The organism is Cupriavidus sp. UGS-1 (assembly GCF_021213615.1).
Lineage (GTDB): Bacteria > Pseudomonadota > Gammaproteobacteria > Burkholderiales > Burkholderiaceae > Cupriavidus.
The window spans coordinates 270,173-296,660 of sequence record NZ_JAJQJF010000004.1 but is presented as its reverse complement, the minus strand read 5'-3'; the positions used below and the strand labels follow the sequence as shown (position 1 = coordinate 296,660).

Genomic DNA, 26,488 nt, shown 5'->3' with positions numbered 1-26,488 from the left:
GCGCAGCAAGTACGCGCAACAAGTAAGCGCAGCAAGTAAGCGCAACAAGCGGCCAGGCAAGCGAAGGAGGCGATATGGCGACCCAACTGCATCCCGGCGATCGCGTCACCGATTCCGTGGCGCACACCGCCTCGCATACCGCGGCCTCCGCGCACGGCGGCTGGCGCGGCATGCTGGCCGACTGGGGTTCGGACCGGCACGCCTTCCAGGTGTCGTGGGGCAAGGCCATGATGTGGATCTTCCTGTTGTCCGACACCTTCGTCTTCAGTTGCTTCCTGATCAGCTACATGACGGTGCGGATGACGACCACGGTGCCGTGGCCCAATCCCAGCGAGGTCTTCGCGCTGACGATCGGCGGCGAATCGATTCCGCTGATCCTGATCGCGATCATGACCTTCGTGCTGATCACCAGCAGCGGCACCATGGCGATGGCCGTCAACTTCGCCTACCGGCGCGACCGGGCACGCTGCGCGATGCTGATGTTCGGCACCGCCGCGCTGGGCGCCACCTTCGTCGGCATGCAGGCGTTCGAATGGACCAAGCTGATCGAGGAGGGCGTGCGTCCGTGGGGCAACCCGATGGGCGCGGCGCAGTTCGGTTCGTCGTTCTTCATGATCACCGGCTTCCACGGCCTGCACGTGTCGTGCGGCGTCATCTACCTGCTGGTCGTCGCCACGCGCGTGCTGCGCGGGCGCTACGAGCGCACCGGCAACTACCAGATCGTCGAAATCGCCGGCCTGTACTGGCACTTCGTCGACCTGGTCTGGGTCTTCATCTTCGCTTTCTTCTACCTGTGGTGAGGTCCGCCATGTCCGAGCCCATGCTGCACGATTCCCCGATGCCGCCGCACGGCGGCGCGCCCGCGGCCGACCAGGGGCACGGCGCCACCGGCCAGGCCCATCCGATCGGCCTCTACCTGAAGATCTGGGGACTGCTGTTCGTGCTGTCCGCGATGTCGTACGCGGTCGACTACTTCCACGTGCAGGGCGCGCTGCGCTGGACGCTGATCCTGATCTTCATGGTCGCCAAGGCCGGCCTGATCGTCGCCGTGTTCATGCACATGGCGTGGGAGCGCCTGGCGCTGGTCTACGCGATCCTGCTGCCGCCGCTGTGCCTGCTGGTGCTGGTGTGGCTGATGGCGGTCGAGGCCGACTACACGTTCGTGATGCGGGGCGAGTTCTTCCGATAGCCCTTCCGATAGCCCTGCCGATAGCCCTGCCGATAGCGGCCCGGCGTGCCTGGGTTGCCGCCGGCGCGCTTACACGGTTTCCGTCTCGCCCGCCGGCTTCAACGCATCCCCCGCCGGCTTCAACGCATCCTCCGCCGGCGTCCCCATGCTGGTATCCGGCGCCTGGCCGACCACTTCACAGGCGGGTGGCGCGGCTGGCAGTATCTGGCTGGCGCGCCAGTTGCCGAAGCGGTAGTACGCGGCCGCCAGCGCGATCGACACCACCGAGCCAAGCGGAAAGCTCCACCACACCGCGTCAGCGCCCATCGTGCGGCCGAGCCACCAGGCGAACGGCAGGCGCACCACCCACATCGACACGAACAGCACCGCCAGCGGCGCCATCACCGCGCCGGTAGCGCGGACCGTGCCGAACAGCACGATGGTGAAGCCGAACAGGATGAACGACCACAGCACGATCGCATTGATGTGCTGGGCAATCTCGATCGCGCCGCCGTCGTCCGGCAGGAACAGGCCCAGCGAATGCCGGTTGAACAGATAGACCAATCCCACCAACGCTCCCGTCATCGTCAGATTGAACGCCAGTCCCATGCCGGTGATGCGGGAGACGCGGTCCCAGCGGCCGGCGCCGACGTTCTGCGCGACCATCGACGAGACGCTGGCGCCCACGGCCAGCGCGGGCATCTGCACGTAGGTCCATAGCTGCGAGGCGACGCCATACGCGGCCGCGGTCTGCGAGCCGTACTGGTTGACCAGCGCCATCATCACGAGCGCGGACGACGAGATCACGACCATCTGCAGGCCCATCGGCAGTCCCTTGGCCACCAGCGCGCGCAGGATGCCGAGGTCGGGGCGTAGATAGCGCAACTGGCCCCGATGCAGCGTCAGGAAATGCTTGCGGCGATAGAGCAGCCACATCATTGCCGCCAGGCTGACCAGCTGCGCGATCAGCGTCGCCAGCGCGGAGCCGGCGATGTCCATGCGCGGGATCGGGCCCGGGCCGAAGATCAGCAGCGGGTTCAGCGCGACGTCGAGCACCACCGACAACAGCATGAAATAGAACGGCGTGCGCGAGTCGCCGGCCCCACGCAGCGTCATCATCACGAAGTTGTAGAAGTACATGAAGGGCAGCGCCAGGAAGATGATCCGCAGATAGCGGATCGCCAGCGGCCGCGCGTCCGCAGGCGTGCCCATCGCGCCGAGGATGCCCGGCGTGAACAGATAGCCCAGCGCCGCGGCGATGACCGACAGCAACACGAAGAACGTCGTGCTGGTGCCCACCACGCGCCGGGCCTCGTCGAGGTCGCGCGCGCCGACCGCCTGGCCGATCATGATGGTGTTGGCCATGCTGATGCCGAACACCACGCCGAGCAGGAAGAACAGCACGATGTTGGCGTTCGACGTCGCCGTCAGCGCCGCCTCGCCGAGATAGTGGCCGACCCAGATCGAATTGATCGAGGCGTTCAGCGATTGCAGGATGTTGCTGCCGAGCACCGGCAGCGAGAACAGCAGCAGGGTGCGGCCGATCGGGCCGGTCACGAGTCTGGCGTCGGGCTTCATTGTTATTGGTCGGTGAGCCGCAGGGGCGGGAGCCGGGGAGCGAGTTCGTATAGTATTCCCGCTGGACCGAAACGGTAGTCGGCGGCAGACCGACACCGGCCCGCCCTCGACCGACATCCCGTCCCTCCATGATCCCGCCGACCCGCTCCGCAAGCGCCGTCCCCGCATGGCTGAAGGCCGCGCCTGCGCTGTTCCTGCTGCTGTGGTCGAGCGGCTTCGTCTTCCTCAAGCTCGGCCTGGCCTACGCCGATCCGCTGACCTTCCTCGCCTTGCGCTACGCCTGCGTGGTCGCGCTGCTGGTGCTGCCGTGGCTGTGGGTGCGGCCCGCCCTGCCGGCCACGTGGGCGGCATGGGGCCATCTGGCGATGGTCGGCCTGCTGCTGCAGGCCGGCTATTTCTCGTTCACCTATCTGAGCCTGAAGTACGGCTTGTCTTCGGGCGCGGTGGCGCTGATCACCTCGCAGCAGCCCATTCTCGTCGGGCTGCTTGCCCCGGCGATTGCCGGCGAACGGGTCGGGCGTGTGCGGTGGATCGGCCTGCTGCTGGGCGCGAGCGGCGCCGCGATGGTGATTCTGGCGACCTCGTCGATCGACCTGTCGTCGCGGCTGGCGCTGCTGTTCGCCGTGCTGGCCTTGCTGGTGATGACCGCCGGCACGCTGTGGGAGAAGCGCTTCGGCCGGGACACCCATCCGCTGACGGCCAATCTGGTGCAATACGGCGTCGGGCTGGCGGTGACCGCGCCGCTGGCGTGGTGGCTCGAACCGATGCGGGTGCAATGGACGCCGGCGCTGTTCGGATCGCTGACCTATCTGGTCGTCGCCAACTCGATCGTCGCGATGACGCTGCTGCTGGCGATGGTCCGCCACGGCGAGGCTTCGCGCGTCTCGGCGCTGTTCTTCCTGGTGCCGCCCACCACCGCGCTGATCGCCTGGGCGGTGCTGGGCGAGACCATCCCGCTGGCGGCATGGCCCGGCATGGCGATCGCCGCCGCCGGGTTGTATCTGGTGATGCGGCGACGGAGCTGACGCGTCCGCGCCCACTGCAAGGAGTCCCCTTTGTCGAAGCCATCGATGCGTACCGTCCTTCCGCTGGCCACCATCACGGCGGCCAGCATGCTGACGATGGACCTGTACCTGCCCGCCGTGCCGGCGATGCAGCGCGACCTCGGCATCACGGTGGCGCAAGGGCAGTTGACCATCGCGATCTTCCTGCTGGGCCTGGCCGCCTCGCAATTGGTCTGGGGCGAGATGCTGCACCGGATCGGCCCACGGCGCTGCGTGCAAACGGGACTGCTGGTCCTGATCCTGACCAGCTTCGGTTGTGCGCTGGCGCCCGATCTGACGATGCTGCTCGGCTTGCGCCTGGTCCAGGGCATCGCCGCGGGGGCCGCGACGGTGGTCGTGCCGACCGTCGTTCGCGCGACGCTGCCTGAACAGGACGGCGTGCGCGGCATCGCCGCGATCGCGATGATCGAGGCGATCGTGCCCGCTGCCGGGCCGGTCCTCGGCACGGCGCTGCTGCTGATCGCGGATTGGCGCACGACCTTCGCCATCATCGGCGTCATCGCGCTGGTGACCGCTCCGTTCGCACTGCGGGCTACGCCCCTGGCGCTGCCGGGAACGGAGGAGAAGGCGGGACGAGTCGGCTATCGCGCGCTGCTGCGCAATTGGCATTTCGTCGGACTGGCGCTGGCCCATTCGCTGTCGTTCGGCGCGTTGATCGCCTTCGTCGCCAGCGCGCCGCAAGTCCTTCCCGCGATCGCCGGCACCAGCCAGAGCGGCTTTGCGCTGGCGCAGGTCTGCGGCGTGGCGGGGTTCATCGTCGCGGCCAGCCAGGCCGGCCGGATCAGCAGCCGGTTGGGCCCGCGCCATGCGATCCAGCTGGGCGCGCTGCTGCACGGGCTGCTTTGCACCGCGCTGTGTATCGCATGGTGGAGCGCAAGCCTGTCGTTCCCGTTGGTGCTGGGCTTCTGGGCCGCCTTCTGCGCCGTGCTCGGGGTGCGTGGCCCGACCGCATTCAGCGAGGCGCTGGCCGTCCCGCAGGCGCAGCTCGGCCGTGCCTCCGCCGTGATGGTGCTGGCGCTGCTGGCAGCCGGTGCCGTCGCGACGCAGGCAACGGCGCCGTTCCTGCCGACCGGCCAGCTTGGCGCCGTCGCGTTGACCATGACGGTGCTCAGCTGGGCCAGCTATGCGCTGGTGGCGCGCTATCCGGTGAAGCAGGCATCGGTTCGCCAGACCGCCGGCTAGAGGACGAGGTCGGCGTCAGCGGGGCGGGGCGACGCGCGGGCGCTGCAGCGCGACCACGCTCCAGTGCACGTCGGCGCGCCCTTGCGCGTCGTCGCGCCGGGCGCAGTGGCATTGGACCAGTCCATGCTCACGTCCCAGCGCAATGGTTTCTTCGGCGGACACCTCGAACATGCGGCGCCCCGCCGGCACCGGCCCGTGCCGCAACGACAGGATGGCGATGCCGCCTGGCGCAAGGAGCGCCGCCAACGCGGCCATGCCTTCGGCGCGCTCGGCTTCATCCAGATGCATCCATACCGCGCTGAGCAAAATCAGGTCATGGCGGCCGCCCTCGGCGCGCAGGATCCGCAGCGCCGGCAGCGAGTCGTCGACCCAGCGGATCGGCAGCCCGGCGTGCAGGCGCTCGCCCTCCTTGCGCAGCGCGTCGGTGGGCTCGACCGCGACCACGCGATAGCCCCGCCGTGCCAGCGCGGCGGCATCGCGCCCCGATCCCGCGCCGATATCGACGACGTTGGCTGGCACTGCCGGCAGCAGATGCAGCACGTCGTGATGGACCTGTTCGAATTGCAGGCGCTCGTACCGCTGCGCCAGCTCGCCGGCCTCCTCTTCGTAGCCGGCGCTTCCCGGCACGGCATTGGCCATCTCGTCTCCTTGTTGTCGAAGGCGCCGCGTTCGCCGCGGCGACACGGCGAACGATACCAAACCAGAACGAGGGAGGGCCAGGCATCGAGGCGGACCGGGCGGGCCCAGCGATCACGCGGATCGGAGCGTCATGCTGCCGGCACCCCGATCTCCAGCGCGACGCCGTCGCGGCCCGGATCGGCGCCGCCTTCCAGCCGCCCGTCGACGATCCGCACCGCATGCACCCAGCCGATCGTGTAGTTGTACGGGTTGCGGATCACTTGGTAGCCGTCCTGCTCCAGTTCGCGGGTGACGTAGCGCGGGATGCGGTTGCAGACGTCGATCGCATTGCTGGTCGAGGAGAAGCGCGGCGCGGACACGGCGGCCTGCATCGGCATGTCGAAGTCGACCACATTGACGATGCTCTGCAGCACGCCCATCGCGATCTGCGTGCCGCCCGGCGCGCCCAGCACGATCTCGGGCTTGTCGTCCTTGAAGACGATGGTTGGGCACGACGAGGTGAAGCGGCGCTTGCCGGGCGCGATGCTGCCCGCGCGTCCCGGGCGCGGGTCGAATACACCCATGCAGCCGTTGTACATGAAGCCCAGGCCCGGCGTGATCACCCCCGACGGCATCGCCAGCGAGTGTGTCAGAGACACGCAATTGCCCTCGCCGTCGACGACCGACAGATGCGTGGTGTCGCGCGGCACCGCATGGCCCGGATTGACGCGCGGCACTTCGGCGCGCTGGCCATCGCGGATGCGCTGGGCGACCTCGCGGGCGTAGTCGGGCGACAGCAGCCGGTCCAGCGGCACGTCGACAAAGGCGGGATCGCCGATGAAGCGGTCCTTGTCGATGGTCGCCTGCTTCATCGCCTCGCAGACCACGCGGATGTAGTCGGGGCTGTTGTGCCGCAGCGCGCGCAGATCGAACTGCTCGAGGATGGCCAGCATCTGCAGCAGCATCGCGCCGCCGCCGGGCGGCCGATTGGTGGTGACGCGGCGGCCGCGGTAGCCGCCGACCAGCGGCGCGGTACGTACGGCCCGGTAGCCGGCCAGGTCCTCGCGGGACAGCAGCGCGCCGTGTTCGCGCATGTCGGCGACGATCTGCTCCGCGATCTCGCCCAGATAGAACGCATCGACGCCGCCGGACGCGATCCGCTCCAGCGTATCGGCGTAGTCGCGATTCTTCAGCGGGGTGCCGATGGTATGCGGCGATCCGTCGGGCCGGCAATACAGTTGGCGGCCGCTTTCGCTGAAGGCCAGGCGCTCGCGGTTGCTGGCGCGGCCCAGCGTCGCCTCGTCGATCCAGAACGCGTACATGCCGGGGCGGACGAAGTAGCCGTCGCGCGCCCACTGGATCGCCGGCTGCACCACCTCTTTCCACGGCAGCCTGCCGTGGCTGCGATGCAGCGCCTCGAGGCCGCGCAGCGTGCCCGGCGTCGCGATCGACTGATAGCCGATGTCGTTCAGCCGGTCCTTGATGAAAAAGCCGAAGCCGTCGCGCGCTTCGCCTTCCAGCAGATCGGCCCACATGTCGGGGCGCGCCGCCGCCGGCGCGGTCGCATGAAAGTCGATGTACTCGTGCGCGCCGCTGCCGGGCATATAGACGGCAGCGGTGCCGAAACCCGCGATGCCGCACATCAGCGGGTCGACGACGGTTTGCGCCAGGGCGCAGGCGACCGCGGCATCGGCCGCATTGCCGCCGGCGCGCAGGATCTCGATGCCGGACTCCGCCGCCTCCGGCTGCGGGCAGGACACCATTCCACTACGGGTCATTGCTTGTCTCGATAGGTTTGCGCCGGGATGCGCCGGCGGCGATGCCGATGGCGCATCCCGGCGCGGGATTGCGTGGATGACGGGAGGGGCGAGGCTTACTTCGCGCTCAGGTCCAGGTCGCCGATCGCGCCCTGCCACTTGGCGGTGTCGCGCACGGTCAGTTCCATCAGCTGGTCCGACGGGCCCGGCATCGGCAGCACCTGCATCGACTTGAGCCTGTCGACCACGGCCGGCTCGGCCAGGAAGGTCTGCGTCGCGGCGTGCAGCCGCGCGATGACGTTGGCCGGCGTGCCAGCCTTCGCCGCGATGCCGCTCCAGCCGATGTTCTCGAAGCCCTTCAGGCCCAGCTCGGCGGCGGTCGGCACATCCGGCAGCTCGGGCACGCGTTTGGACGCGAACAGCATCAGCGGCGTCAGCTTGCCGGCCTTGATCTGCGGCAGCGCGGTGCTCAGCACCGGCGCCATCACCTGCGTCGCGCCGGACACAGTCGACACCACGCCATCCGGCTCGCCGCGATACGGCACGTGCAGCAGCTTGATGCCCTGCTGCTTCTGCATCAGCTCGACCACCAGATGGGTCGAGTTGCCGTTGCCCGACGAGGCGAAGCTGATGCTGCCGGGCTTGGCCTTGGCGGCATCGACCAGCTCGCGATAGTTGCGCAGGCCCGATTGCGGATTGGCGACCAGCACGAACGGCACGGTGGCCAGCATCGACACCGGCGCGAAATCGGATTCCGGCTTGTAGGCCAGCGGCGCATAGACGAACTTGTTCAGCACCATCTGCGAGACGCCCGCCAGGAACAGCGTGCAGCCGTCGGCTGGCTGGCTCAGCACGTACTTGGCGGCGATGATGCCGCCCGCGCCGGCGCGGTTCTCGACCACGATCGGCGTCTGCAGCGTCTTGCCGACGCGCTCGGCCCACATGCGGGCCAGGGTATCCGTGCTGCCACCGGCCTGCTGCGAAACGACCAGCCGGATCGGGCGCGACGACGCGCCAGGCTCACCGCAACCGTAGCTCGGTGCGGCTACGCCGAAGGCGAGCGCCAGGGGAACAGCGAAGTGGAAGAAGGCAGTTTTTCTCATAGATGGTGGCAGTGTCCAGGTCCGTCGAAGTCCAGGTCTGGCGCCTGGATGCCGGGAAATTATTGGGCCGATCGGCAAACACACCTAGTGAATTGTTTCGAACCATCTATTAGTATTCGCTCATGGATCCATCCGATCACAGCATCGCCTGGGCGCGCCGACTGCGGGTGCGGCACCTCGAGTCCTTCCTGATTCTTCACGAGGCGGGCACGCTGTCGGCCGCCGCGACGCGGCTGCATATGACGCAGTCCGCGGTGTCGCACTGGCTCAGCGAAATGGAGGATCTGGCCGGCGTCAGGCTGGCGATCCGCGGCCGCCGCCTGCAACTGACGCCGGCCGGCGAGGCCGTGCGCCGTCTCGCCGTGCGCGTGCTCGGCGAGGTATCGCGCGCCCACGACGAACTGGGCGCGATCGCCAAGGGCGCTGTCGCGCGCCTGCATGTGGGCAGCGTGCTGGCCGGCGTCGCGCACCTGATTCCGTGGGCCATCGTCGCGTTTCAGCGGACGCAGCCCAATGTGTCGATCCAGGTCACCGAGGGCGCGTTCAACACGCTGCTCGATCGCCTGGAAAAGCGCGAGTTCGATCTGGTGGTCGGCTCGATCGATGCGCGCGCCTACGGTCCGCATCTGGCGCACGAGGTGCTGTTCGAGGACGCGATGGCGGTGGTGGTCGGTCCGCACCATCCGCTGGCGCACGCCAGACGCCTGCGCTGGGACCAGCTGTTTTCGTATCCTTGGGCGATGCCGCAGCGCGAGACGCTGATGCGCACGCGGCTCGATACCGTGCTGCTCGAGCACGGCGCCGCCGGCCTGCGGCCGGCGGTCGAGACCGGCTCGATCGTCACCATGCAGGCGGTGCTGCGCGAGACGGACTATGTCGGCGTCTGCTCCGCGGCGATGGCCGAGCATCTGGCCTCGCTGGGGCTGCTGCATATCCTGCCGCTCGGGGACCGGGAATCGTTCGGCCCGGTCGGGGCGGTATGGCGCAAGGGCGGCGACGACGAGGTGCTGCACGCCTTCATGCAGGCGCTGCGCGAACAGGCGGACAGGATCCGCGCCGCCGAAGCGGGGACGGCCGCGCGCTGACGCACGCCGTCCCTGCTGCCTCGCCGAGCGCTGGCGCAGGTCGTGCCGTCAGCGCGGCACGCGGATATTGTTCCTGACCTCGTCGACGCCCATCACTTCCTCGGCGATATCCTCGACGCGGTACTTGGCGCGCCGGTCCGATACGGTGCCGCTCAGCGTGACGATGCCCGAGCCGACCTCCACGGTGACCTCGGACACGTCCAGTTCGCGCGCTTCGGCAAGCCGTTCGCAGACCTCGTCACAGATGCGCTCGTCGGTGCGCCGATAGCCCTTGGGCAAGGTGCGCGGGCGCCGCGTGCCCGTACTGCCGCCCATGCCCGCGCCGCTGCTCGTGCCACGCTCGCCGAATTCGTTGAAGCCGACGCTGCCGCCGCCGGAGCCCATCGCGCCGGTGTCGCCGCGCCGATAGTGGTAGGCGTCACGCATGCCGCGCGAGCCGCCATAGCCGCGATGGCGCCAGGTTTCCGCGACCTCGCCGGTGCGCGGATCCTCGGGGAACCACTCCATGCCGCCGGTCACGGTGCCGCGTCCCCGGCGGTCCTCGCCGGTTTCCCTGGGCGCCATCCGACGGGTATTGCCGTTGTCTCGGTTGCCGTTCATTTCGGTCTCCATCGATCATGGACGTACCGGGCAAAGGCCGCAAAAACCGTACCGCCGCCTGTTGCCGCCTGTTGCCGCCACGCGCGGCCGCCGCGGCCGCGTCACGCGCCGCGGGCCGCGAGGGTGCAATCTTTGCCGGGATGGCTTGTAAATAAGCACGGTGGAAGGCCTGCCGCTTACAGCAGCTTGTCGGGCGTGATCGGCAGGTGCCGTATCCGCTTGCCGGTCGCATGGAACACCGCATTGGCGATCGCCGCGCCGGCGCCGACGATCCCGATTTCGCCGATGCCCTTGGCGCCGAGCGGATTGATATGCGGGTCGAACTCGTCGACGACCATGACGCCGATCTTGCCGACATCGGCGTTCACCGGCACGTGGTACTCCGCCAGATTGCCGTTGGCGATGCGTCCGCTGCGCGGATCGAGCAACGAGGCCTCGTGCAGCGCCAGGCCGATGCCCCACACCATGCCGCCCATCAGCTGGCTGTGGCCGGTCTTGCGGTTCAGCAAGCGGCCGACGCCGAAGGTGCCGAGCATCCGGTGCACGCGCACTTCCCCGAGATCGGGGTCGACATGGACCTCCGCGAAGATCGCGCCGAACGAATGCATCGAATGGCGCTGCGTCTCGTCGCCCGGCTCGGCCGTGCGCGTGGCCTCGATCCGTTGACCGCCATTGCGCGCCATCGTCGCCGCGATGGATTCGCGGCAGGCGGGATCGGATGCCCGGGCCAGCCAGCCGTCGGCTACCGTGACATCCTCGGGCGGCGCGCCGAACAGCGGCGAGGCACGGTCGGCCACGGCGCGGTCGATCAGCACCTGCCGTGCCGCGCTGGCTGCCGCCTGCACGGCCGGCGCCACGCTGGCCACCGTCTGCGAGCCGCCGGCGATCGGCGCGTCGGGGAAGGCGGTGTCGCCAAGCTCGAAGCGGATCTGCGCAGGCGGCATTCCCAGCGCTTCGGCCGCGACCTGCGTCATCACGGTATAGGTGCCGGTGCCCAGGTCGTGCGTCGCGCAGCGGATGCAGGCGCTGCCGTCCGGCTCGATGATGGCGGTGGCGGTGGCCGCCTGCCGCATCGCCGGATAGGTCGCGGTGGCCACGCCCATGCCGGCCAGCTTGCCGTCGGCGCGCATGCTGCGCGGGGTCGGGTCGCGTTGCCACCAGCCAAATTCTTCCGCGCCGAGACGAAAGCACTCGCTCATCCGCCGGCTGGAGAATGGCAGGTTCTGGCTCAGGTCGGTCTCGGTATCATTGCGCAGCCGCAGCTCGACCGGATCCACCTTCAGCGCATGGGCCAGCTCGTCCAGCGCCGATTCGAGCGCGAAGCTGCCGCTGGCATCGCCGGGCGCGCGCATGAAGGTCGGCGTGCCGATATGCAGCTTGACGAGGCGATGGCTGGTATGGACGGTCGGGCAGCCATAGAGCAGCCGCGTCATCATCGCGGCGGGCTCGACCCAGTCTTCCAGATACGAGGTCGCCGTCACCACGTCGTGGCGCAGGCCGGTCAGTGTGCCGTCCTCGCGCGCGGCGGCCAGTACGCGCTGTTCGGTCGGCGGCCGCTCGCCGGCGAGGCCAAACAGCTGCGGGCGCTCGACCGCCAGCTTGACGGGACGGCCCACCGCGCGCGCCGCCATCGCGGCCAGCACCACATGCGACCAGACCGAGCCCTTGCCGCCGAAGCCGCCGCCGACGAAGGGGCAGATCACGCGGACCTTGCCGGCCGGGATGCCGAAGGTCTTGGCCACGGCCTTGCGCACGCCGGCCACGTACTGCGTCGCGTCGTACAGCGTCAGCGTGTCGCCGTCCCACGCGGCGATGGTGGCGTGCGGCTCCATCGCGTTGTGGTGCTGCATCGGCGTGGTGTAGGTCGCGTCGATCGTGGTCGTGGCCTCGCGCATCGCCGCATCGAGGTCGCCGCGCGCGGTGTCCGCCGACTCGTTCTTGACCTTGCGCGGTTCGTAGGCCCGCGCCTTGGCCTTGGCGAAGTCCAGCGTCGCCGGCTGCCGGCGATACGCGATGCGCAGATGGCGCGCCGCCTCGCGGGCCTGGTCCAGCGTATCGGCCACCACCAGCGCGATCGGCTGGTTGTTGTAGTGCACGCTGGTGTCCTGCAGCAGGTTCAGCACGCGGCCGGCAGGCATCTGGCCCGCGGCCGCCTTGCCGTTCATAGGCAGCCGCGGCGCGTTGAACGGCGTCATCACCAGGCGCACGCCGGGCATCCGCTCGGCCGTGCCGGTGTCGATCGATGCCACCTCGCCGGCGGCGATGGTGCTGGTGACGATGATGGCCTGCAGTACGTTCGGCAACCGGTGGTCGGCGGTGTAGTGCGCGCGGCCGGTGACCTTCAGCACACCGTCGATACGGTCGAGATGGTCGACACGGTCGAGATGGTCGTCGTGCGAGTTCATCGGATGTCTCCCGCGGTCGACAGCGCACGGATTACCGCGCGCTGGGCCAGTTCGACCTTGAACGCATTGCCCGGGTAGGGCCGCGCGCCTTGCACGGCCAGCGCGGCGGTCCGGCGCAGCGCGGCTTCGTCGAGCGGGCGATCGAGCAGCGCTTGCTCGGCCGCCTGCGCGCGCCACGGCTTGTGCGCGACCCCACCCAGCACGATGCGCGCCGCGCGCACGATGCCGCCATCCAGTTGCAGCGCGGCGGCGACCGAGACCAGCGCGAATGCATAGCTGGCGCGGTCGCGCACCTTCAGGTAGTGGCAATGGTCGCCCCAGCGCGATGGCGGCAATTCCACCGCAACGATCAGCTCGCCGGGTTCGAGGTTGGTATCGCGCTCGGGCGTGTCGCCGGGCAGCCGGTGAAAGTCCTGCAGCGGCATGCGGCGCTCGCCGTCAGCGCTGCGCACGACCACCGTTGCGTCCAGCGCCAGCAAGGCCACGCACATGTCCGACGGATGCGTGGCGATGCAATGCTCGCTGGCGCCGAGGATCGCATGCTGGCGCTGCACGCCGTCGCGCGCGGCGCAGCCCGAGCCGGGGTCGCGCTTGTTGCAGGCGTCGAAGCCGATGTCGTAGAAGTAATGGCAGCGCGTGCGCTGCATCAGATTGCCGCCGATCGTCGCCATATTGCGCAGCTGCGGCGAGGCGCCGGCCAGCAGGGCGGCCCGCAGCAGCGGATAGTGCGCGCGCACCAGCGGATGATCGGCGGCATCGGCATTGCCGACCATCGCGCCAATGCGGATGCCGCCATCGGGCGTTGCATCGATGCTTGCCAGCGGCAGCCGGCCGACATCGACCAGTCGCTGTGGCCGTTCGACGCCGGCCTTGATCAGATCGAGCAGATTGGTGCCGCCCGCGACGAAGCGCGCGCCGGGCTGCTTGCCCAGCTGCAGCGCCGTGTCGAGGCTGTCGGCGCGGTCGTAGTCGAATGAATGCATGGCGGCGGTCCCGGGCTCAGCGGGAATCGATATGCCCATCGCCGGCGCGCTGCGTGTCGCCGCGGCCGTCGTGCGCCGCGACCGACCGGATCGCTGCAACGATATTGGGATAGGCCCCGCAGCGGCACAGGTTGCCGCTCATCCGCTCGCGGATCTCGTCGTCGGTCAGCGCCGCCGCCGAGTGCGCCCCGTGCGCCGATTGCCCCGGCGGCGTTACCGCGCTGGCCCGGCCGTCGCGCGCCTCGGCCAGCATCGCCACCGCCGAGCAGATCTGGCCCGGCGTGCAGTAGCCGCATTGCAGCGCGTCATGCGCGACGAAGGCGGCCTGCATCGGATGCAGGCGGTCGCCATCGGCGAGCCCTTCTATCGTGGTGATGTCGCGGTCTACCTGCATCACGGCCAGCGTCAGGCAGGCATTGATGCGGCGGCCATCGACCAGCACCGTGCACGCCCCGCACTGGCCACGGTCGCATCCCTTCTTGGTGCCGGTCAGACCCAACTGCTCCCGCAGCGCGTCGAGCAGCGAGGTACGGGGTTCGACCGTCAGCACATGCAGCACGCCGTTGACGCGCAGTTCGATGGTCCGGGGCGGCGGTGCCGAGGCGGGGGCCGAGGGAGCGTTTGCGGCCGGCGGTGAGGATGGGGCCAGGGTCCTGGCCGGTTCCGAATGCGTCAGGGACATGGGGCGAATCCGCTTCGACGGGGTTTGCCGCGCCATGCGGCGGCAATACCGGGTTCCCGGCTTCGAGCAAATTCGGTGCCCAATGGGGAAGCGTGCGGCGCGATGCGCCTGGCGGGCGTAGCGAGCGTCAGTGTCGACGCTGGGGGAGGGGACGCTTGTAAGAATTGCGCGTCCGGCAACGCGGCGATGTCAATTGCCGCCAGCACGTCGTCCCCGCTTGTGCGGGGACGACGGTGCTACTGCGGCGTGGCCGTCTTCACACCTGGGTGATGAACTTGGTCACCAGGTAGCCGTCGAAGGTCTCCATGCCGCCTTCGCTGCCGATGCCGGAGTCCTTGATGCCGCCGAACGGCGTCTCGGCCAGTGCCATGCCGAAATGGTTGATATTGACCATGCCGGCCTCGAGCCCGTTGGAGACCAGCGTCGCGGTCTTCAGCGAGTTGGTGAACACATACGAGGCCAGGCCGTACGGCAGGCTGTTGGCGCGCCGCAGCGCTTCCTCGGCGTCCTTGAAGCGCGTCACCGGCGCCACCGGGCCGAACGGCTCGTCGACCATCAGCCTGGCGTCGTCGGGAAGGTCGGTGACCACGGTCGGCGCGAAGAAATAGCCCTTGCTGCCGATCCGAGCGCCGCCGGCGACGACCTTGCCGCCGCGATGGCTGGCATCGTCGAGGAACTGCTCCATCGAGGCGATGCGGCGCTCGTGCGCGAGCGGACCCATCTGCGTGCCGTCCTCCAGGCCGTCGCCGACCTTGATCGAACCCATCACCTCGGTGAAGCGGGCCAGGAAGCGGTCGTAGGCCTTTTCCTGGACGTAGAAACGGGTCGGCGATACGCAGACCTGGCCGGCATTGCGGATCTTGAAGCGGGCCAGCATCTCGGCGGCCGGTTCGATATCGGCGTCGTCGAACACCAGCACCGGCGAATGGCCGCCGAGCTCCATCGTCACGCGCTTCATGTGTGCGCCGGCCAGCGCGGCCAGCTGCTTGCCCACCGGCACCGAGCCGGTGAACGAGATCTTGCGCACGATCGGCGATTCGATCAGATAGGTCGAGACCTCGCTCGGCACGCCCCAGACGATGTTCAGCACGCCCGGCGGCAGGCCGGCGTCGTGGAACAGCTGGGCCAGCGCCACCACGGCGCTGGGCGAATCCTCCGGACCCTTCAGGATCAGCGTGCAGCCCGCGCCGAGCGCCGACACGATCTTGCGGATCGCCTGGTTGAAGGGGAAGTTCCACGGCGTGAAGGCGGCGCAGACGCCGATCGGCTCGCGCACGACGATCTGCCGCACGTTCGGATTGCGCGGCGGAATCACGCGGCCATAGATGCGGCGGCACTCCTCGGCATGCCAGTCGGCATGCTCGGCGCAGATCATCACCTCGGCGACCGCCTCGGCCAGCGGCTTGCCCTGGTCCAGCGTGATATTGCGGCCGATTTCCTTCGCGCGTTCGCGGGTCAACTCACCGACGCGGCGCAGGATCTTCGCGCGCTCCAGCGGCGAGGTCTTCTTCCAGCTGTCGAAGGCCCGCTGCGCGGCGGCCAGGGCGCGGTCCAGATCCGCGGTGCTGGCGTGCGGCAGTTTGCCCAGCACTTCCTGCGTGGCGGGATTGATCACGTCCTGCTCGCGGCGGCCGCCGCCTTTGACGAACTCCCCATCGATATAAAGGGCGAGGTCCTGGTACATGGCTTCTCCTGTGTCCTGTGTCGTGAGTCCTGGGTCCGCTGGCTGGAACCGGGGTTGGCCGTGCGGGCGCCCACAGCTCCGAACCCGTTAGCTTACCGCGTCGGGCCTGGCGGCGTGGCTGGCGCGGCGGATGCGTTCGATGGCCGTTCCTTTCAACGAGCCTACATCTCGCTTTCACGTCCCTTTCAAAAAGCATCACGTCATGATGCAAGCGTGGATTTGTTGCCGTGGTTAACCCTGAAACCAGACAACTGAAAGGGCGCTGAAAGCACGCTTCTCTAACGTTGCATCCGCTTTCGGCACAGGGCTTGTGCCGTGCGGCTTTGCATTTAACGAGGAGAATCATGTTGCGCATACGCAGCCAAAAGGACTTCGCCTCCGGCCTGATGTTCGTGCTGGTCGGCCTAGGCTTTTCCTTTGTCGCTCGCGGCTATTCGATGGGGACGGCCGCGAAGATGGGTCCCGGATATTTCCCCTTCCTGCTCGGCCTGGTATTGGCCGGACTCGGCGCGCTGGTGCTGCTGAGCTCGCTGTCGAGCAAGGGCGAGGAAGACCGGATGGAGCGCTGGGACATCAAGATCCTGCTGTGGATCCTGGGTTCGGTGGTGCTGTTCGGCCTGTTGCTCAAGCCGCTCGGCATGGTGCTGTCGGTGTTCGTACTGGTGGTCGTGTCCTCGATGGCCAGCCATGAATTCAGCTGGAAGGGCGCGCTGCTCAACAGCGTGGTGCTGGTGCTGATCAGCATGGGCGCCTTCGTCTACGGCATCAACCTGCAGATGCCGGTGTGGCCGGCGTTCATCACGGGCTAAGGAGCGCGCAGATGGAATTGCTTGAACATTTGACGCTCGGCTTCTCGACCGCGCTGTCGTTCCAGAACCTGGCCTACGCGTTTCTCGGCTGCCTGCTCGGCACGCTGATCGGCGTGCTGCCGGGCCTCGGCCCGCTCGCGACGATCGCGATGCTGCTGCCGATCACCTACACGCTGCCGCCGGTGGCCGCGCTGATCATGCTGGCCGGCATCTACTACGGCGCGCAGTACGGCGGCTCGACCACCGCGATCCTGGTCAACCTGCCGGGCGAATCGTCGTCGGTGGTGACCACGATCGACGGCTATCAGATGGCGCGGCGCGGACGTGCGGGCGTGGCGCTGGCCACCGCCGGCCTCGGCTCGTTCTTCGCCGGCTGCGTGGCCACGCTGATCCTGGCGGCCTTCGCCGGTCCGCTGTCGGAGCTGGCCTTCAAGTTCGGCCCGGCCGAATACTTCTCGCTGATGGTGCTGGGCCTGATCGGCGCCGTGGTGCTGGCTTCGGGCTCGCTGGTCAAGGCAATCTCGATGATCGTGCTGGGCCTGCTGCTGGGTCTGGTCGGTACCGACGTCAACTCCGGCGCGGCACGCTTCTCGTTCGACATCCCGGAGCTGACCGACGGCATCGACTTCGTTGCGCTGGCCATGGGCATGTTCGGCTTCGCCGAGATCATCGCCAACCTGGAGCAGAAGGAAAACCGCGAGACCTTCACCGATCGGGTGACCAACCTGTTCCCGACCAAGGCCGACTTCAAGCGGATGATCCCGGCGGTGCTGCGCGGTACCGCGCTGGGTTCGGCGCTGGGCATCCTGCCGGGCGGTGGCGCCTCGCTGGCTTCGTTCGCGGCGTACACGCTGGAGAAGAAGTCGTCGAAGTACTCGCACGAGTTCGGCAAAGGCGCGATCGAAGGCGTGGCGGGTCCGGAATCGGCCAACAACGCGGCGGCACAGACCTCGTTCATCCCGCTGCTGACGCTGGGCATTCCACCCAACGCGGTGATGGCGCTGATGGTCGGTGCGATGACGATCCACAACATCCAGCCGGGTCCGCAGGTGATGACCAGCAACCCGCAGCTGTTCTGGGGCCTGATCGCCTCGATGTGGATCGGCAACCTGATGCTGATCATCCTGAACCTGCCGCTGATCGGCATCTGGGTCAAGCTGCTGACGGTGCCGTATCGCTTCCTGTACCCGGCGATCCTGGTGTTCTGCGGTATCGGCGTCTACTCGGTCAACAACCAGACCTTCGACGTCTTCATGGCCGCGGGCTTCGGCGTGGTGGGCTATCTGTTCCTGAAGCTCAAGTGCGAACCCGCGCCGCTGCTGCTCGGCTTCGTGCTCGGACCGATGATGGAAGAGAACTTCCGCCGCACGCTGCTGCTGTCGCGTGGCGAGTTCTCGGTGTTCTTCACCCGTCCGCTGTCGATGGGCCTGCTGATTGCCGCCGCGGCGCTGGTGGCGGTGGTGGCGCTGCCCTCGATCAAGGCCAAGCGCGAAATCGCCTTCCAGGAGGAGTAGAGAAAAACCGGGCCGGCCGGCGCCGCGGAGCCATTCCGGGCGCCGACCGGTCCGGTCGTTTGCGCATGTCTATCGTTGCATGAAAAGACCAACCATCGATAGTCTCGTTTCCCGGCTCTATATCCTGAAGTTCGTGCAGTCCAGTCCGGCCACGGTGCTCGCTCTCGTCGAGCGGCTGCGCGAACATGGCATCGAGAAGAACATCCGCTCGCTGCGCCCGATCCTGCGCAGCCTGCTGATCGCACGGGCGATCACCGCGGAACTGGTCGAAGGCAACGGCCGGGTCTACTCGATCACCGACAGCGGCCGCGAAGAGCTGGACGCCTACCTGTCCCATCTCGATGTGCTGCAAAACGAAATCGGCGGCGACCGTTGAGGCCGCCGCCGATTGTCGTTTGGGCTACCGGTTTTCTTCTGCCCTCTCCCCCTGAGGGGAAGAGGGAGAGCACAGTCGGGTCGAGCTACCGTTGGATCGCCTGACTTACTGGCTGACCAGCTCGATCGCCGTCTGCGAGTCGTCGTTGGCCTTGGCCACCAGCACCTTGATGTTGTTCGGCACGGCGGATGCGATGCCATCGACCGGGATCGGCATGATCAGCCAGTCGGCGTTGTTGTCGATCGTGATCGCGCCCGAGCTGAAGATCACCTGCTTGGTACCCGCGGTGGTAATGCGGATCTGGTAGTTGTTGCCGCCGTCGAACTCGTTCGAGTCCTGGCCCGAGGCCGGCACCGCCGACTTGTAGGCCACGTTGGCAAACGTCGGGTTGACCGTATTCAGATCCACCGACGGGGCGGTCACGTAGATATCGACGTTCTGCGCATTGAACGCCGCGTTGACCGCGCGCACCCGGGCCTTGTTCGACAGCAGCCCCTTCTCGTACGGATCGTCGATCACCAGCGTATCGGCGCGGTCGTCGCCCGGCAGCGCCACGATCGTGTACTTGTGGCCCGTGGCTGCGTCGACCTGGGCGCGGCCCACTTCGGTCTGCGTGCCGGCGGCGTTGAACGTGAACAGGTGGTTGCCATCATCGACGTCCGAATAGCGGGCGACGAACTTGTACGGAATGTTCTGCAGGGACGTCCGGGCGCCGTTCTGATAGACGTCGAGATTGAGTTGGGTCGGGATCGGAGGCACGGCGTGGATTACGCGCGTCTGTGGTTCGTTCAGGCCGAGACGGTCGTCGATGCCATCATCGCCGCCGCCGCATGCCGCCAGCATGGCGCTGGCCGCCACCATCAGTCCCAGTGCAATCCCGGATTTCGAGAACAGCTTCATGGATTTCCCCTTGCAGGTGAAATGAAATCGAAGAAGTTACGGGGCCAACCGCGCAGTGCCACCTGATGGCCAAGGGCTGGCGAATCCGTTGGCATCGGGTGCCAACGGATCGCAGCAATCCTGGTGGTGGTCCGGGTCCGGCCGCGTGCCGTGATGGAACGATAGTGGGGGGGCCGATGAGCCGAAACGCTGCGCTCTCCGATATAGGTGTCGGAGAAATCCGACAGCCTGTTGCGTCACACCCGCCGCCCTAGACGTAGCAACGGATCGCCCGTGTTGTTCCGCATAGCGGAAGCGATTCACTCGTAAAGCGCTGGTTGTCTACCATCGTTTGCCATTGTTTTAACTAGCGAGGCCCCTCATCCTTCACCCCGCTTGCTTTTTTCCAATTTTTCGTCACACTTGCCGGGATAGCTGACCGAGCACGATGTCGACAATCACAAACGGGGCGGGGATAGTGGCCAGGTCGGAGGCGATGGCGGCTGGCGCGGTTCCGGCGGCGGACACCGATCCGTTGACCGGGGTAGCAAGCCGCCCATTCTTCTTGAGCAAGCTCGAGGCGCGCCTGCAGACCGAGGCCGTGCCGCGCTGCGCGCTGGTGCTGATCGGCATCGACGACTTCCGCGCCTTCAATGACATGCATGGCCATCGCGAGGGTGACCGCATCCTCCAGCAGATGGCCCGCCGCTTGCGCGACGCCTCGCCGCGCGATGCCGTGATCGGCCGCACCGGCGGCGACGAGTTCGCGGTGCTGCTTCCCTCGATCTACGACCCCACGCTGGTGCGCCACGTCAGCGCGGCGATCCTGTCGCTGCTGTCCGAGCCGTATGACTGCAATGGCCACCGCCACTATGTGCTGGCGAGCCTGGGCGCCTGCGTGATGCCGGCCGGCGGGGACAATGCCTCGGATGCGCTGGCGTCGGCCAGCCTCGCGCTGGCACGCGCCAAGCGCGACGGCGGCCGCACGATCCGTTTCTTCAAGGCGCAGATGCGCGCCGACGTGACCAGTCGGCTGTCGCTGGTGCAGGCCCTGCGCGAAGCCTATGCGCAGCGGCAATTCGAGCTGCTGTACCAGCCGCAGGTCGATCTGCGCGATGGCCGCATCGTCGGCGCCGAGGCGCTGATGCGCTGGCGCCATCCGACCCAGGGCCTGCTCGCTCCCGCCGCCTTTATCGATGCGCTGGCCGCGAGCAGCGTCGCGGTCGACGTGGGCATGTGGCTGCTGCAGACGGCGTGCGCGCAGGCGCGGGCCTGGTCGCTGCAGTTCGAGCAGGCGCCGCGCGTGGCGATCAATCTGTTCGCCGCGCAACTGGCCGAAAGCCGCCTGCTGACCGAGGTCCGGCACGTGCTGCGAGAACTCGCGCTGGAGCCCAACCGGCTGGAACTGGAAATCACCGAGACGATTGCGCTGCAACAGGGCGACGAGGTCTCCGGCCAGCTGCAGACGCTGCGCCGCGACGGCGTGACGCTGACCTGCGACGACTTTGGCACCGGCTATGCGTCGCTGAGCTTCCTGAAGACCTTTCCGGTCGACCGCATCAAGATCGACCAGTCGTTCATCCGCAACGTGACGCAGGACCCGGTCGACGCGGCCATCGTTCGCTCGGTGATCAACGTCGGTGCGAGCCTGCGCATCGGCGTGATCGCCGAAGGCGTCGAGACGGTGGAGCAGCGCGATTTCCTGCTGGCGAACGGCTGCCACGAGGTCCAGGGTTATCTGTATGGCAAGCCGATGCCGGCGGACCAATTGACCGATCGCTTGTACGAACAGCAGCGGCTGGCCAAGGACTGAAGAAAAAAGCGCCGATCGGTTCTTCCTGTCGTTCCCGCGCACGCGGGAACCCAGTGACTGCCCTGGCGGATTGAAGACACTGGGCCCCCGCTTTCGCGGGGGCGACCAGCACTACCGCACTTCCGATTCTCTTACTTCGCCAGCTCCGACAGCCGCACCTGGCTGATCTTGCCGCCCTGGACCCAGCCGACCACGGTATCGGCCATCGAGCCGCCCTTGGCGTCGATGCCATCGATCTCGTTCGGGTTCAGCTCCTTCGGCAGCGTCTTCATCGCGTCGGGCATCTTGGCGCGGATCGCCGTGGCGTCGGTAGTGGTGCCGGCCAGCTTCATCGCGTTGGCCAGCGTATGGACCATCGTGTAGTTCAGCGACATCTCGGTGGTCGCATCCTTGCCGTCGTGCAGCTTCTTGTACTTGTTGTTGAAGGCCTGCGTGGCCGGGCGGCTGTCGCTGTTCAGCGGCAGCACGCCGATGGCGCCTTCCAGCATGCCCAGGCCGTTGGTCACGCGCGCCATCTCGTCGAGCTTGGCCTGGTCCATCACGATGAAGCCGCCCTTGAAGCCGAGCTCGCGCGCCTGCTTGACGACCAGCGCGGTCGGCTCCGACGGACCGCCGACGAACAGCACGTCCGGCTTGTCGGCGATCACGCGCGAGACGCCGCTATAGAAGTCGGTCGCCTTGGTATAGGACATCGGGTTGTTGCCGACGACCTTGCCGCCCGCCTTCTCCCAGGCCGGCACGAAGGCCTGCACCCAGGCCTTGGCGTAGTCGTGGTCGGCCGGCACCAGCGCGACGTTCTTGCCGAAGCGCTTCATCTGCGCCTTGACGAACGGTTCGATATAGCCGGTGTACGCCGGCGGGATGCGGATCGTCAGCTTGTTGCCGGCGTCGGTGATGCGCGGCACGCTCGAGTACGCCATCACCATGAACTTCTCCTGTTCGTTGAAGGCCTGCAGCGCGAAGATGCCGCCCGAGTGCGGCACGAACACGGCCGGCGTCTTGTGCTGCTGCACCAGCCGGCGCGCGTTGATCGCCGATTCGGCCGGCGCGTACTTGTCATCGAGCGCGACCACTTCGAACTTGACCTTCTTGCCGCCGACCTCGACGCCGCTGGCATTGAGCTCGTCGACCGCCATCTGGATGCCCGACAGCACGTTCTTGCCGTACAGCGCGGCGCCGCCTGACAGCGGGCCGGTGTAGCCGAGCTTGACCACTTCCTGCGCGAAGGCCGCGCCGGAGGCCAGCAATGCGGCCAGCGCGGTGGCGGCCAGCGGCAACAGCTTGCGGCGGGGTTTGGTGGCGTTCTGCATGTTCCGTCTCCTTAAACGATGAAAGTGCCATCGGGTCGTGGCCCGGATGGTCTTGGTTGAATGCAAATTTCCGCTTGGGTCAATTGCGATCGCAGGACGAAGCCGCTGGGTCCCCGCTTTCGCGGGGACGACACCAGGAGGTCCGTCGTCCCCGCGCAGGCGGGGACCCAGCGTCTTTCAGCAAGCCATTACCCGCCGATATAAGCCCGCCGCACACCCTCGTCATTGAGCAGCGAATCGCGATCGCCCTCCATCACGATGCGTCCGCCCTCGATCACGTAGCCGCGATGGGCGATGCCCAGCGCCGCATAGGCGTTCTGTTCGGCCAGCAGCACGGTGGTGCCCGCGCGGTTGATCCGCTGGATCACCTCGAACATCTGCTTGACCACCAGCGGCGCCAGCCCCAGCGATGGTTCGTCGAGCAGCAGCGCGCGCGGCCGGCCCATCAGCGCGCGGCCGAGTGCGACCATCTGCTGCTGGCCGCCCGACAGCGAGCCGGCCGGATCGTCCTTCTTCTGCTGCAGGATCGGGAACAGCTCGTAGACCTCGTCGAGCGAGCGCTTGATGCCGGCGCTGTCGCGGCGATGCACATAGGCGCCCAGCGTCAGGTTCTTCTGCACGCTCATCGCCGGGAACAGCTTGCGGCCCTCGGGGCAGTGCACCAACCCGGCCTGCACGATCTGCGACGGCTTCATGCCGGACAGCTCGCGGCCGTCGAAGCGCATGCTGCCGCCGCTGGTCCGGTGGATGCCGCTCATCGCCAGGAAGATCGAACTCTTGCCGGCGCCGTTCGCGCCGAGCAGCACCACCAGTTCGCCCGCCTTGGCGTGCAGCGTGATGTTGTCGAGCGCGCGGAAGCTGCCGTAGGAAAGCGATACGCGTTCAAGCTGCAACATGGTCGGCTCCCAGATAGGCTTCGATGACCTGCGGATTGCGCTGGATTTCCGCCGGCGTGCCCTCGGCGATCTTCTCGCCGTAGTTCAGCACCATGATCTTGTCGGCGAGCCGCATGATCATGTCCATCTTGTGTTCGATCAGGCAGACCGTCTTGCCGTGCCGGACCATCTTGCGGATCAGCTCGGCCAGGCCAACGGTCTCCTCGGGATTGACGCCGCCGGCCGGCTCGTCGAGCAGCAGCAGCTCGGGCCCGGTGGCCAGCGCCAGCGCAAAGGCGACGCGCTTGCGCTCCTCCTGCGTGATGTCCGACGCCACCTCATGCGCGAGATGCGACAGCCCGACGAAGTCCAGCGCCTCCTCGGCCTTGTCGCGGCACAGCCGTTCTTCCTCGCGCAGCCGCTTCGTGTTGAACAGCACGTCGCGCAGGCCCGCATGGGTGCGCAGCCGATGCCCGACGATCAGGTTGTCGAGCACGGTGGCGCGATCGAACAGCGCGGTGGCCTGGAAGGTCCGCGCGATGCCCATCCGCGCGATGCGGTCGGCCCGCATGCCCGCCACGTTGCTGCCCTTGAACAGCACCTCGCCCGAGGTCGGCGCATGGGTGCCGGCGACCAGGTTGAAGAAGGTCGTCTTGCCGGCGCCGTTGGGGCCGATGATGGCGTTGATATGGCCGGCCTCGAAGGTCACCGAGACATCGTTGACCGCGGTCAGCCCGCCGAATTTCTTGGTCAGGTTGCGGATCTCAAGCATGGTCGGCTCCGGCGGAAGCGGGGGCGGGGGCAGCGGCCTTGCCGTCGGCCGCACCGGCGGCGGCATGACCACCATCGGCGCGGCGGGCCGGCTGACGCTGGCCGCGGCGCGCGGCGGCGGCACGGCGCGCCTGGCGCTTCAGGTAGGACCCGACGATGCCGTCGGGCAGGAAGATGATCAGCAGGATCAGCACCGGGCCGAACACCAGCATCCGGTAGTCCTGCAGGAACTGCAGCGTCTGCGTGACCCAGGGCACCAGCAGCGCACCGAGCAGCGGTCCGAGCAGCGTGCCGATGCCGCCGACCAGCATCGCCATCACCATGTCGAAGGTCAGGTCGGTGCGCGCGATGTCCGGGCCGAGGAAGCGCACGTGGCCCGCATACAGCGCGCCGGCGAAGCCCGCATAGGCGACCGACAGCACGAACGACAGCACCTTGGTGCGCATCAGGTCGATGCCCAGCGCCTCGGCCAGCGCGTCGCTGTTGCGTACGGCCATGAAGCTGCGGCCCAGCAGCGAGCTGACGATCCGGTGCATCAGGAAGGTGCCGATCACCAGGAAGAACAGCACCAGGTAGTACTGCGCCTGCACGCTGTCGAACGTGACCGGACCGATCGCCGCCGGCACCGGGATGCCGATCAGGCCCACCGTGCCGTGCGTCAAGCTTTCCCACTTCTCGATCAGCAGATAGATGATGTAGCCGATGCAAAGCGTGAAGATCGAGAAGTAATGGCCCTTGAGCCGCAGCGATACCACGCCGACCACATAGCCGACGATCATGCAGACCACGCCGGACAGCACGAAGGCGGCCCAGAACGGCATCTGGTGATCGACGGTCAGGATGCCCAGCGTATAGGCGCCGATGGCCATGAAGCCGCCGTGCGCGAGATTGAGCTGGCCGGTGTAGCCGGTGATCAGGTTCAGGCCCAGCGTCGCGATCGCGTAGATGAAGGCCAGCGTCATCACCGTCAGGTAATAGCTGTTGGTCGTCAGCAGCGGAAACGCGATGGCCAGCGCCAGCAGCAACGCCCAGCCGGTCTTGCCTTGCAATGCGTTCATGTCGAGATGTCTCCTACCTTGTGCCTGTCTTGTGCGCATGGATGGGGCGGGACCGTCAGGCGGCCTTGCTGGCGAACAGGCCCTGCGGCCGGATCGACAGGATGATCACCAGCAGCACGAAGGCGATGATGTCCTTGTAGTCGGTCGACACGTAGAAGCCGCCGAAGCTCTCGGCCATGCCGATGATCAGGCCGCCCAGGATCGCGCCGGGGATGCTGCCCATGCCGCCGAGGATGATGATGACGAAGGCCTTGGTGATGACCAGGTGCCCCATCGCCGGATAGACCAGGTTGATCGGCGCATACAGCGTCGCCGCGATCGCGGCCAGCGCGCCGGAGATCGCGAACACCAGCAGCGTGACGCGTGTCGCGTCGATGCCGACCAGCGCCGCGCCCTCGCGGTTCTGCGCCATCGCGACGATGGTCGAGCCGGTCACCGTGCGGGTCAGGAACAGATGCAGCACCACCATCAGCGTGAAGGCGGCGGCGATGATCAAGAGCCGCTGCAGCGGCGCGGTCAGGCCGAACACCTCGACCAGCTGGCCGTACGGCGTCGGCATCCGATGGAAGTCGGCGCCCCACAGCGCCTGCGCGCCGGCTTCGAGAAACAGCAGGATGCCGATCGCCGCGATCATGTCGTGCAGCTCCGGCGCGTTGCGCAGCGGATGGAAGACCAGCCGCTCGGCCAGCATCGACAGCACCGCCACGGCCAGCGCCGCGGCGACCATCGCCAGCCAGTAGTTCACGCCCAGCGACGTCATCATGTTGTACGAGACGTAGGCGCCCGCCATGTAGAAGGCGCCGTGGGCGAAGTTGGGTACGTGCAGGATGCCGTAGACCAGCGTCAGGCCCAGCGCGACGAGGCTGTAGACCCCGCCGAGCGTCAGCCCGTTCAGAAACTGTTGGAAGAACATTGACACCGACTCACCTCATGCAGATCGAAATCGCAAACGGGGACGCGCTCCGGTGACCGGCGCGCGTGGCAGGACAGCACCGCGAGGAACGCGGACTGTCGTTCAACCAATGTGGGGGTCAACTGCGCGGCGTGGCGCGCGTCGAAAAGGGTTGCATGGCGGTCTCCTGAAACGGTCGATCCGGGCCGCAAAATGCCCAGCTTTCATACCGGTTATTCGTGTCGTAATTGGCCGCCGCTTGTCTGTCGCGGCGTCTCCGCA

The 26,488-nt window shown here is 67.6% G+C and carries 24 protein-coding genes; 9 read left to right on the top strand and 15 right to left on the bottom strand.

From position 1 onward, the window contains the following. Positions 1–74 precede the first annotated feature (74 nt). Positions 75–800 carry a heme-copper oxidase subunit III family protein gene (locus tag LRR16_RS07955; protein ID WP_006578692.1) on the top strand — a complete coding sequence of 242 codons (726 nt, stop codon included), beginning with the start codon at positions 75–77 and terminating at the stop codon, positions 798–800. 38 nt (positions 801–838) lie between these two features. Further along, complete coding sequence (locus LRR16_RS07950) at positions 839–1,189, top strand: cytochrome C oxidase subunit IV family protein (RefSeq protein ID WP_052511350.1); 351 nt, start codon at positions 839–841, stop codon at positions 1,187–1,189. A gap of 69 nt (positions 1,190–1,258) precedes the next feature. Here LRR16_RS07950 and LRR16_RS07945 read toward each other — a convergent pair whose 3' ends face one another. Beyond that, the gene (locus LRR16_RS07945; RefSeq protein ID WP_232205473.1) at positions 1,259–2,746 is read right to left on the bottom strand and encodes an MATE family efflux transporter; all 1,488 of its coding nucleotides are present in this window, start codon (positions 2,744–2,746) and stop codon (positions 1,259–1,261) included. 128 nt (positions 2,747–2,874) lie between these two features. On the opposite strand from LRR16_RS07945, the gene LRR16_RS07940 reads away from it, so the two are divergent. Both LRR16_RS07940 and LRR16_RS07935 read left to right on the top strand, forming a co-directional pair. Next, entirely contained in the window at positions 2,875–3,771 is an 897-nt protein-coding gene (locus tag LRR16_RS07940; RefSeq protein ID WP_232205472.1) for a DMT family transporter, read from the top strand. A gap of 45 nt (positions 3,772–3,816) precedes the next feature. Beyond that, positions 3,817–4,992 (top strand): MFS transporter, encoded by a 1,176-nt coding sequence (locus tag LRR16_RS07935; RefSeq protein ID WP_232205471.1) that lies wholly within the window; start codon positions 3,817–3,819, stop codon positions 4,990–4,992. Positions 4,993–5,007: 15 nt separating this feature from the next. Here the strand turns inward: LRR16_RS07935 and LRR16_RS07930 are convergent, their stop codons facing one another. The 3 genes from LRR16_RS07930 to LRR16_RS07920 all read right to left on the bottom strand — a co-directional run bounded on the left by LRR16_RS07930 (position 5,008) and on the right by LRR16_RS07920 (position 8,470). Next, positions 5,008–5,631 carry a bifunctional 2-polyprenyl-6-hydroxyphenol methylase/3-demethylubiquinol 3-O-methyltransferase UbiG gene (locus LRR16_RS07930; RefSeq protein WP_232205470.1) on the bottom strand — a complete coding sequence of 208 codons (624 nt, stop codon included), beginning with the start codon at positions 5,629–5,631 and terminating at the stop codon, positions 5,008–5,010. Between the two features lie 128 nt (positions 5,632–5,759). Further along, on the bottom strand, positions 5,760–7,388 hold the full coding sequence (ggt, locus tag LRR16_RS07925; protein ID WP_232205469.1) for a gamma-glutamyltransferase: 1,629 nt from the start codon (positions 7,386–7,388) through the stop codon (positions 5,760–5,762). A 95-nt stretch (positions 7,389–7,483) separates the two neighbouring features. Then, a complete protein-coding gene (locus LRR16_RS07920) occupies positions 7,484–8,470 on the bottom strand; it encodes a tripartite tricarboxylate transporter substrate binding protein (RefSeq protein ID WP_232205468.1) in 987 nt (328 codons plus the stop codon). A 122-nt stretch (positions 8,471–8,592) separates the two neighbouring features. On the opposite strand from LRR16_RS07920, the gene LRR16_RS07915 reads away from it, so the two are divergent. Further along, a complete protein-coding gene (locus tag LRR16_RS07915; RefSeq protein ID WP_064574360.1) occupies positions 8,593–9,555 on the top strand; it encodes a LysR family transcriptional regulator in 963 nt (320 codons plus the stop codon). Positions 9,556–9,603: 48 nt separating this feature from the next. On the opposite strand, the gene LRR16_RS07910 is transcribed toward LRR16_RS07915, so the two are convergent. The 5 genes from LRR16_RS07910 to LRR16_RS07890 all read right to left on the bottom strand — a co-directional run bounded on the left by LRR16_RS07910 (position 9,604) and on the right by LRR16_RS07890 (position 15,909). Further along, positions 9,604–10,155, bottom strand: coding sequence for a BON domain-containing protein (locus tag LRR16_RS07910; RefSeq protein WP_064574359.1), 552 nt, complete (start codon positions 10,153–10,155; stop codon positions 9,604–9,606). A gap of 176 nt (positions 10,156–10,331) precedes the next feature. Further along, positions 10,332–12,560, bottom strand: a complete 2,229-nt coding sequence (locus LRR16_RS07905) for a xanthine dehydrogenase family protein molybdopterin-binding subunit (protein ID WP_232205467.1) — start codon at positions 12,558–12,560, stop codon at positions 10,332–10,334. After that, entirely contained in the window at positions 12,557–13,543 is a 987-nt protein-coding gene (locus LRR16_RS07900; RefSeq protein ID WP_232205466.1) for a xanthine dehydrogenase family protein subunit M, read from the bottom strand. The genes LRR16_RS07905 and LRR16_RS07900 overlap by 4 nt, the downstream gene beginning before the upstream one ends. A gap of 16 nt (positions 13,544–13,559) precedes the next feature. Continuing rightward, on the bottom strand, positions 13,560–14,261 hold the full coding sequence (locus LRR16_RS07895; protein ID WP_083492588.1) for a 2Fe-2S iron-sulfur cluster-binding protein: 702 nt from the start codon (positions 14,259–14,261) through the stop codon (positions 13,560–13,562). 220 nt (positions 14,262–14,481) lie between these two features. Continuing rightward, the gene (locus LRR16_RS07890) at positions 14,482–15,909 is read right to left on the bottom strand and encodes an NAD-dependent succinate-semialdehyde dehydrogenase (RefSeq protein WP_053823420.1); all 1,428 of its coding nucleotides are present in this window, start codon (positions 15,907–15,909) and stop codon (positions 14,482–14,484) included. Positions 15,910–16,256: 347 nt separating this feature from the next. Between LRR16_RS07890 and LRR16_RS07885 the strand changes: the two genes are divergently transcribed. From LRR16_RS07885 to LRR16_RS07875, 3 genes are all read left to right on the top strand, one after another. After that, positions 16,257–16,718 carry a tripartite tricarboxylate transporter TctB family protein gene (locus LRR16_RS07885; RefSeq protein WP_006579511.1) on the top strand — a complete coding sequence of 154 codons (462 nt, stop codon included), beginning with the start codon at positions 16,257–16,259 and terminating at the stop codon, positions 16,716–16,718. An 11-nt stretch (positions 16,719–16,729) separates the two neighbouring features. After that, a complete protein-coding gene (locus LRR16_RS07880; protein WP_006579510.1) occupies positions 16,730–18,232 on the top strand; it encodes a tripartite tricarboxylate transporter permease in 1,503 nt (500 codons plus the stop codon). A gap of 79 nt (positions 18,233–18,311) precedes the next feature. Next, complete coding sequence (locus LRR16_RS07875; RefSeq protein WP_023264200.1) at positions 18,312–18,608, top strand: helix-turn-helix transcriptional regulator; 297 nt, start codon at positions 18,312–18,314, stop codon at positions 18,606–18,608. A 105-nt stretch (positions 18,609–18,713) separates the two neighbouring features. On the opposite strand, the gene LRR16_RS07870 is transcribed toward LRR16_RS07875, so the two are convergent. Continuing rightward, on the bottom strand, positions 18,714–19,508 hold the full coding sequence (locus LRR16_RS07870; protein ID WP_006579508.1) for a DUF4397 domain-containing protein: 795 nt from the start codon (positions 19,506–19,508) through the stop codon (positions 18,714–18,716). A gap of 454 nt (positions 19,509–19,962) precedes the next feature. Here LRR16_RS07870 and LRR16_RS07865 point away from each other — a divergent pair, with 454 nt between their 5' ends. Next, positions 19,963–21,300: a bifunctional diguanylate cyclase/phosphodiesterase gene (locus tag LRR16_RS07865; protein ID WP_043439229.1), complete on the top strand. Its 1,338-nt coding sequence runs from the start codon at positions 19,963–19,965 to the stop codon at positions 21,298–21,300. Positions 21,301–21,431: 131 nt separating this feature from the next. Here the strand turns inward: LRR16_RS07865 and LRR16_RS07860 are convergent, their stop codons facing one another. The 5 genes from LRR16_RS07860 to LRR16_RS07840 all read right to left on the bottom strand — a co-directional run bounded on the left by LRR16_RS07860 (position 21,432) and on the right by LRR16_RS07840 (position 26,233). Further along, a complete protein-coding gene (locus LRR16_RS07860; protein ID WP_006579506.1) occupies positions 21,432–22,610 on the bottom strand; it encodes an ABC transporter substrate-binding protein in 1,179 nt (392 codons plus the stop codon). A gap of 188 nt (positions 22,611–22,798) precedes the next feature. Continuing rightward, positions 22,799–23,506, bottom strand: coding sequence for an ABC transporter ATP-binding protein (locus tag LRR16_RS07855; RefSeq protein WP_006579505.1), 708 nt, complete (start codon positions 23,504–23,506; stop codon positions 22,799–22,801). Continuing rightward, the gene (locus LRR16_RS07850; RefSeq protein ID WP_006579504.1) at positions 23,493–24,257 is read right to left on the bottom strand and encodes an ABC transporter ATP-binding protein; all 765 of its coding nucleotides are present in this window, start codon (positions 24,255–24,257) and stop codon (positions 23,493–23,495) included. Before LRR16_RS07850 ends, LRR16_RS07855 begins: the two co-directional genes overlap by 14 nt. Beyond that, positions 24,250–25,314 carry a branched-chain amino acid ABC transporter permease gene (locus LRR16_RS07845; RefSeq protein ID WP_064574349.1) on the bottom strand — a complete coding sequence of 355 codons (1,065 nt, stop codon included), beginning with the start codon at positions 25,312–25,314 and terminating at the stop codon, positions 24,250–24,252. Before LRR16_RS07845 ends, LRR16_RS07850 begins: the two co-directional genes overlap by 8 nt. Positions 25,315–25,369: 55 nt before the next feature. Next, positions 25,370–26,233, bottom strand: a complete 864-nt coding sequence (locus tag LRR16_RS07840; RefSeq protein WP_232205465.1) for a branched-chain amino acid ABC transporter permease — start codon at positions 26,231–26,233, stop codon at positions 25,370–25,372. Positions 26,234–26,488: the final 255 nt, after the last annotated feature.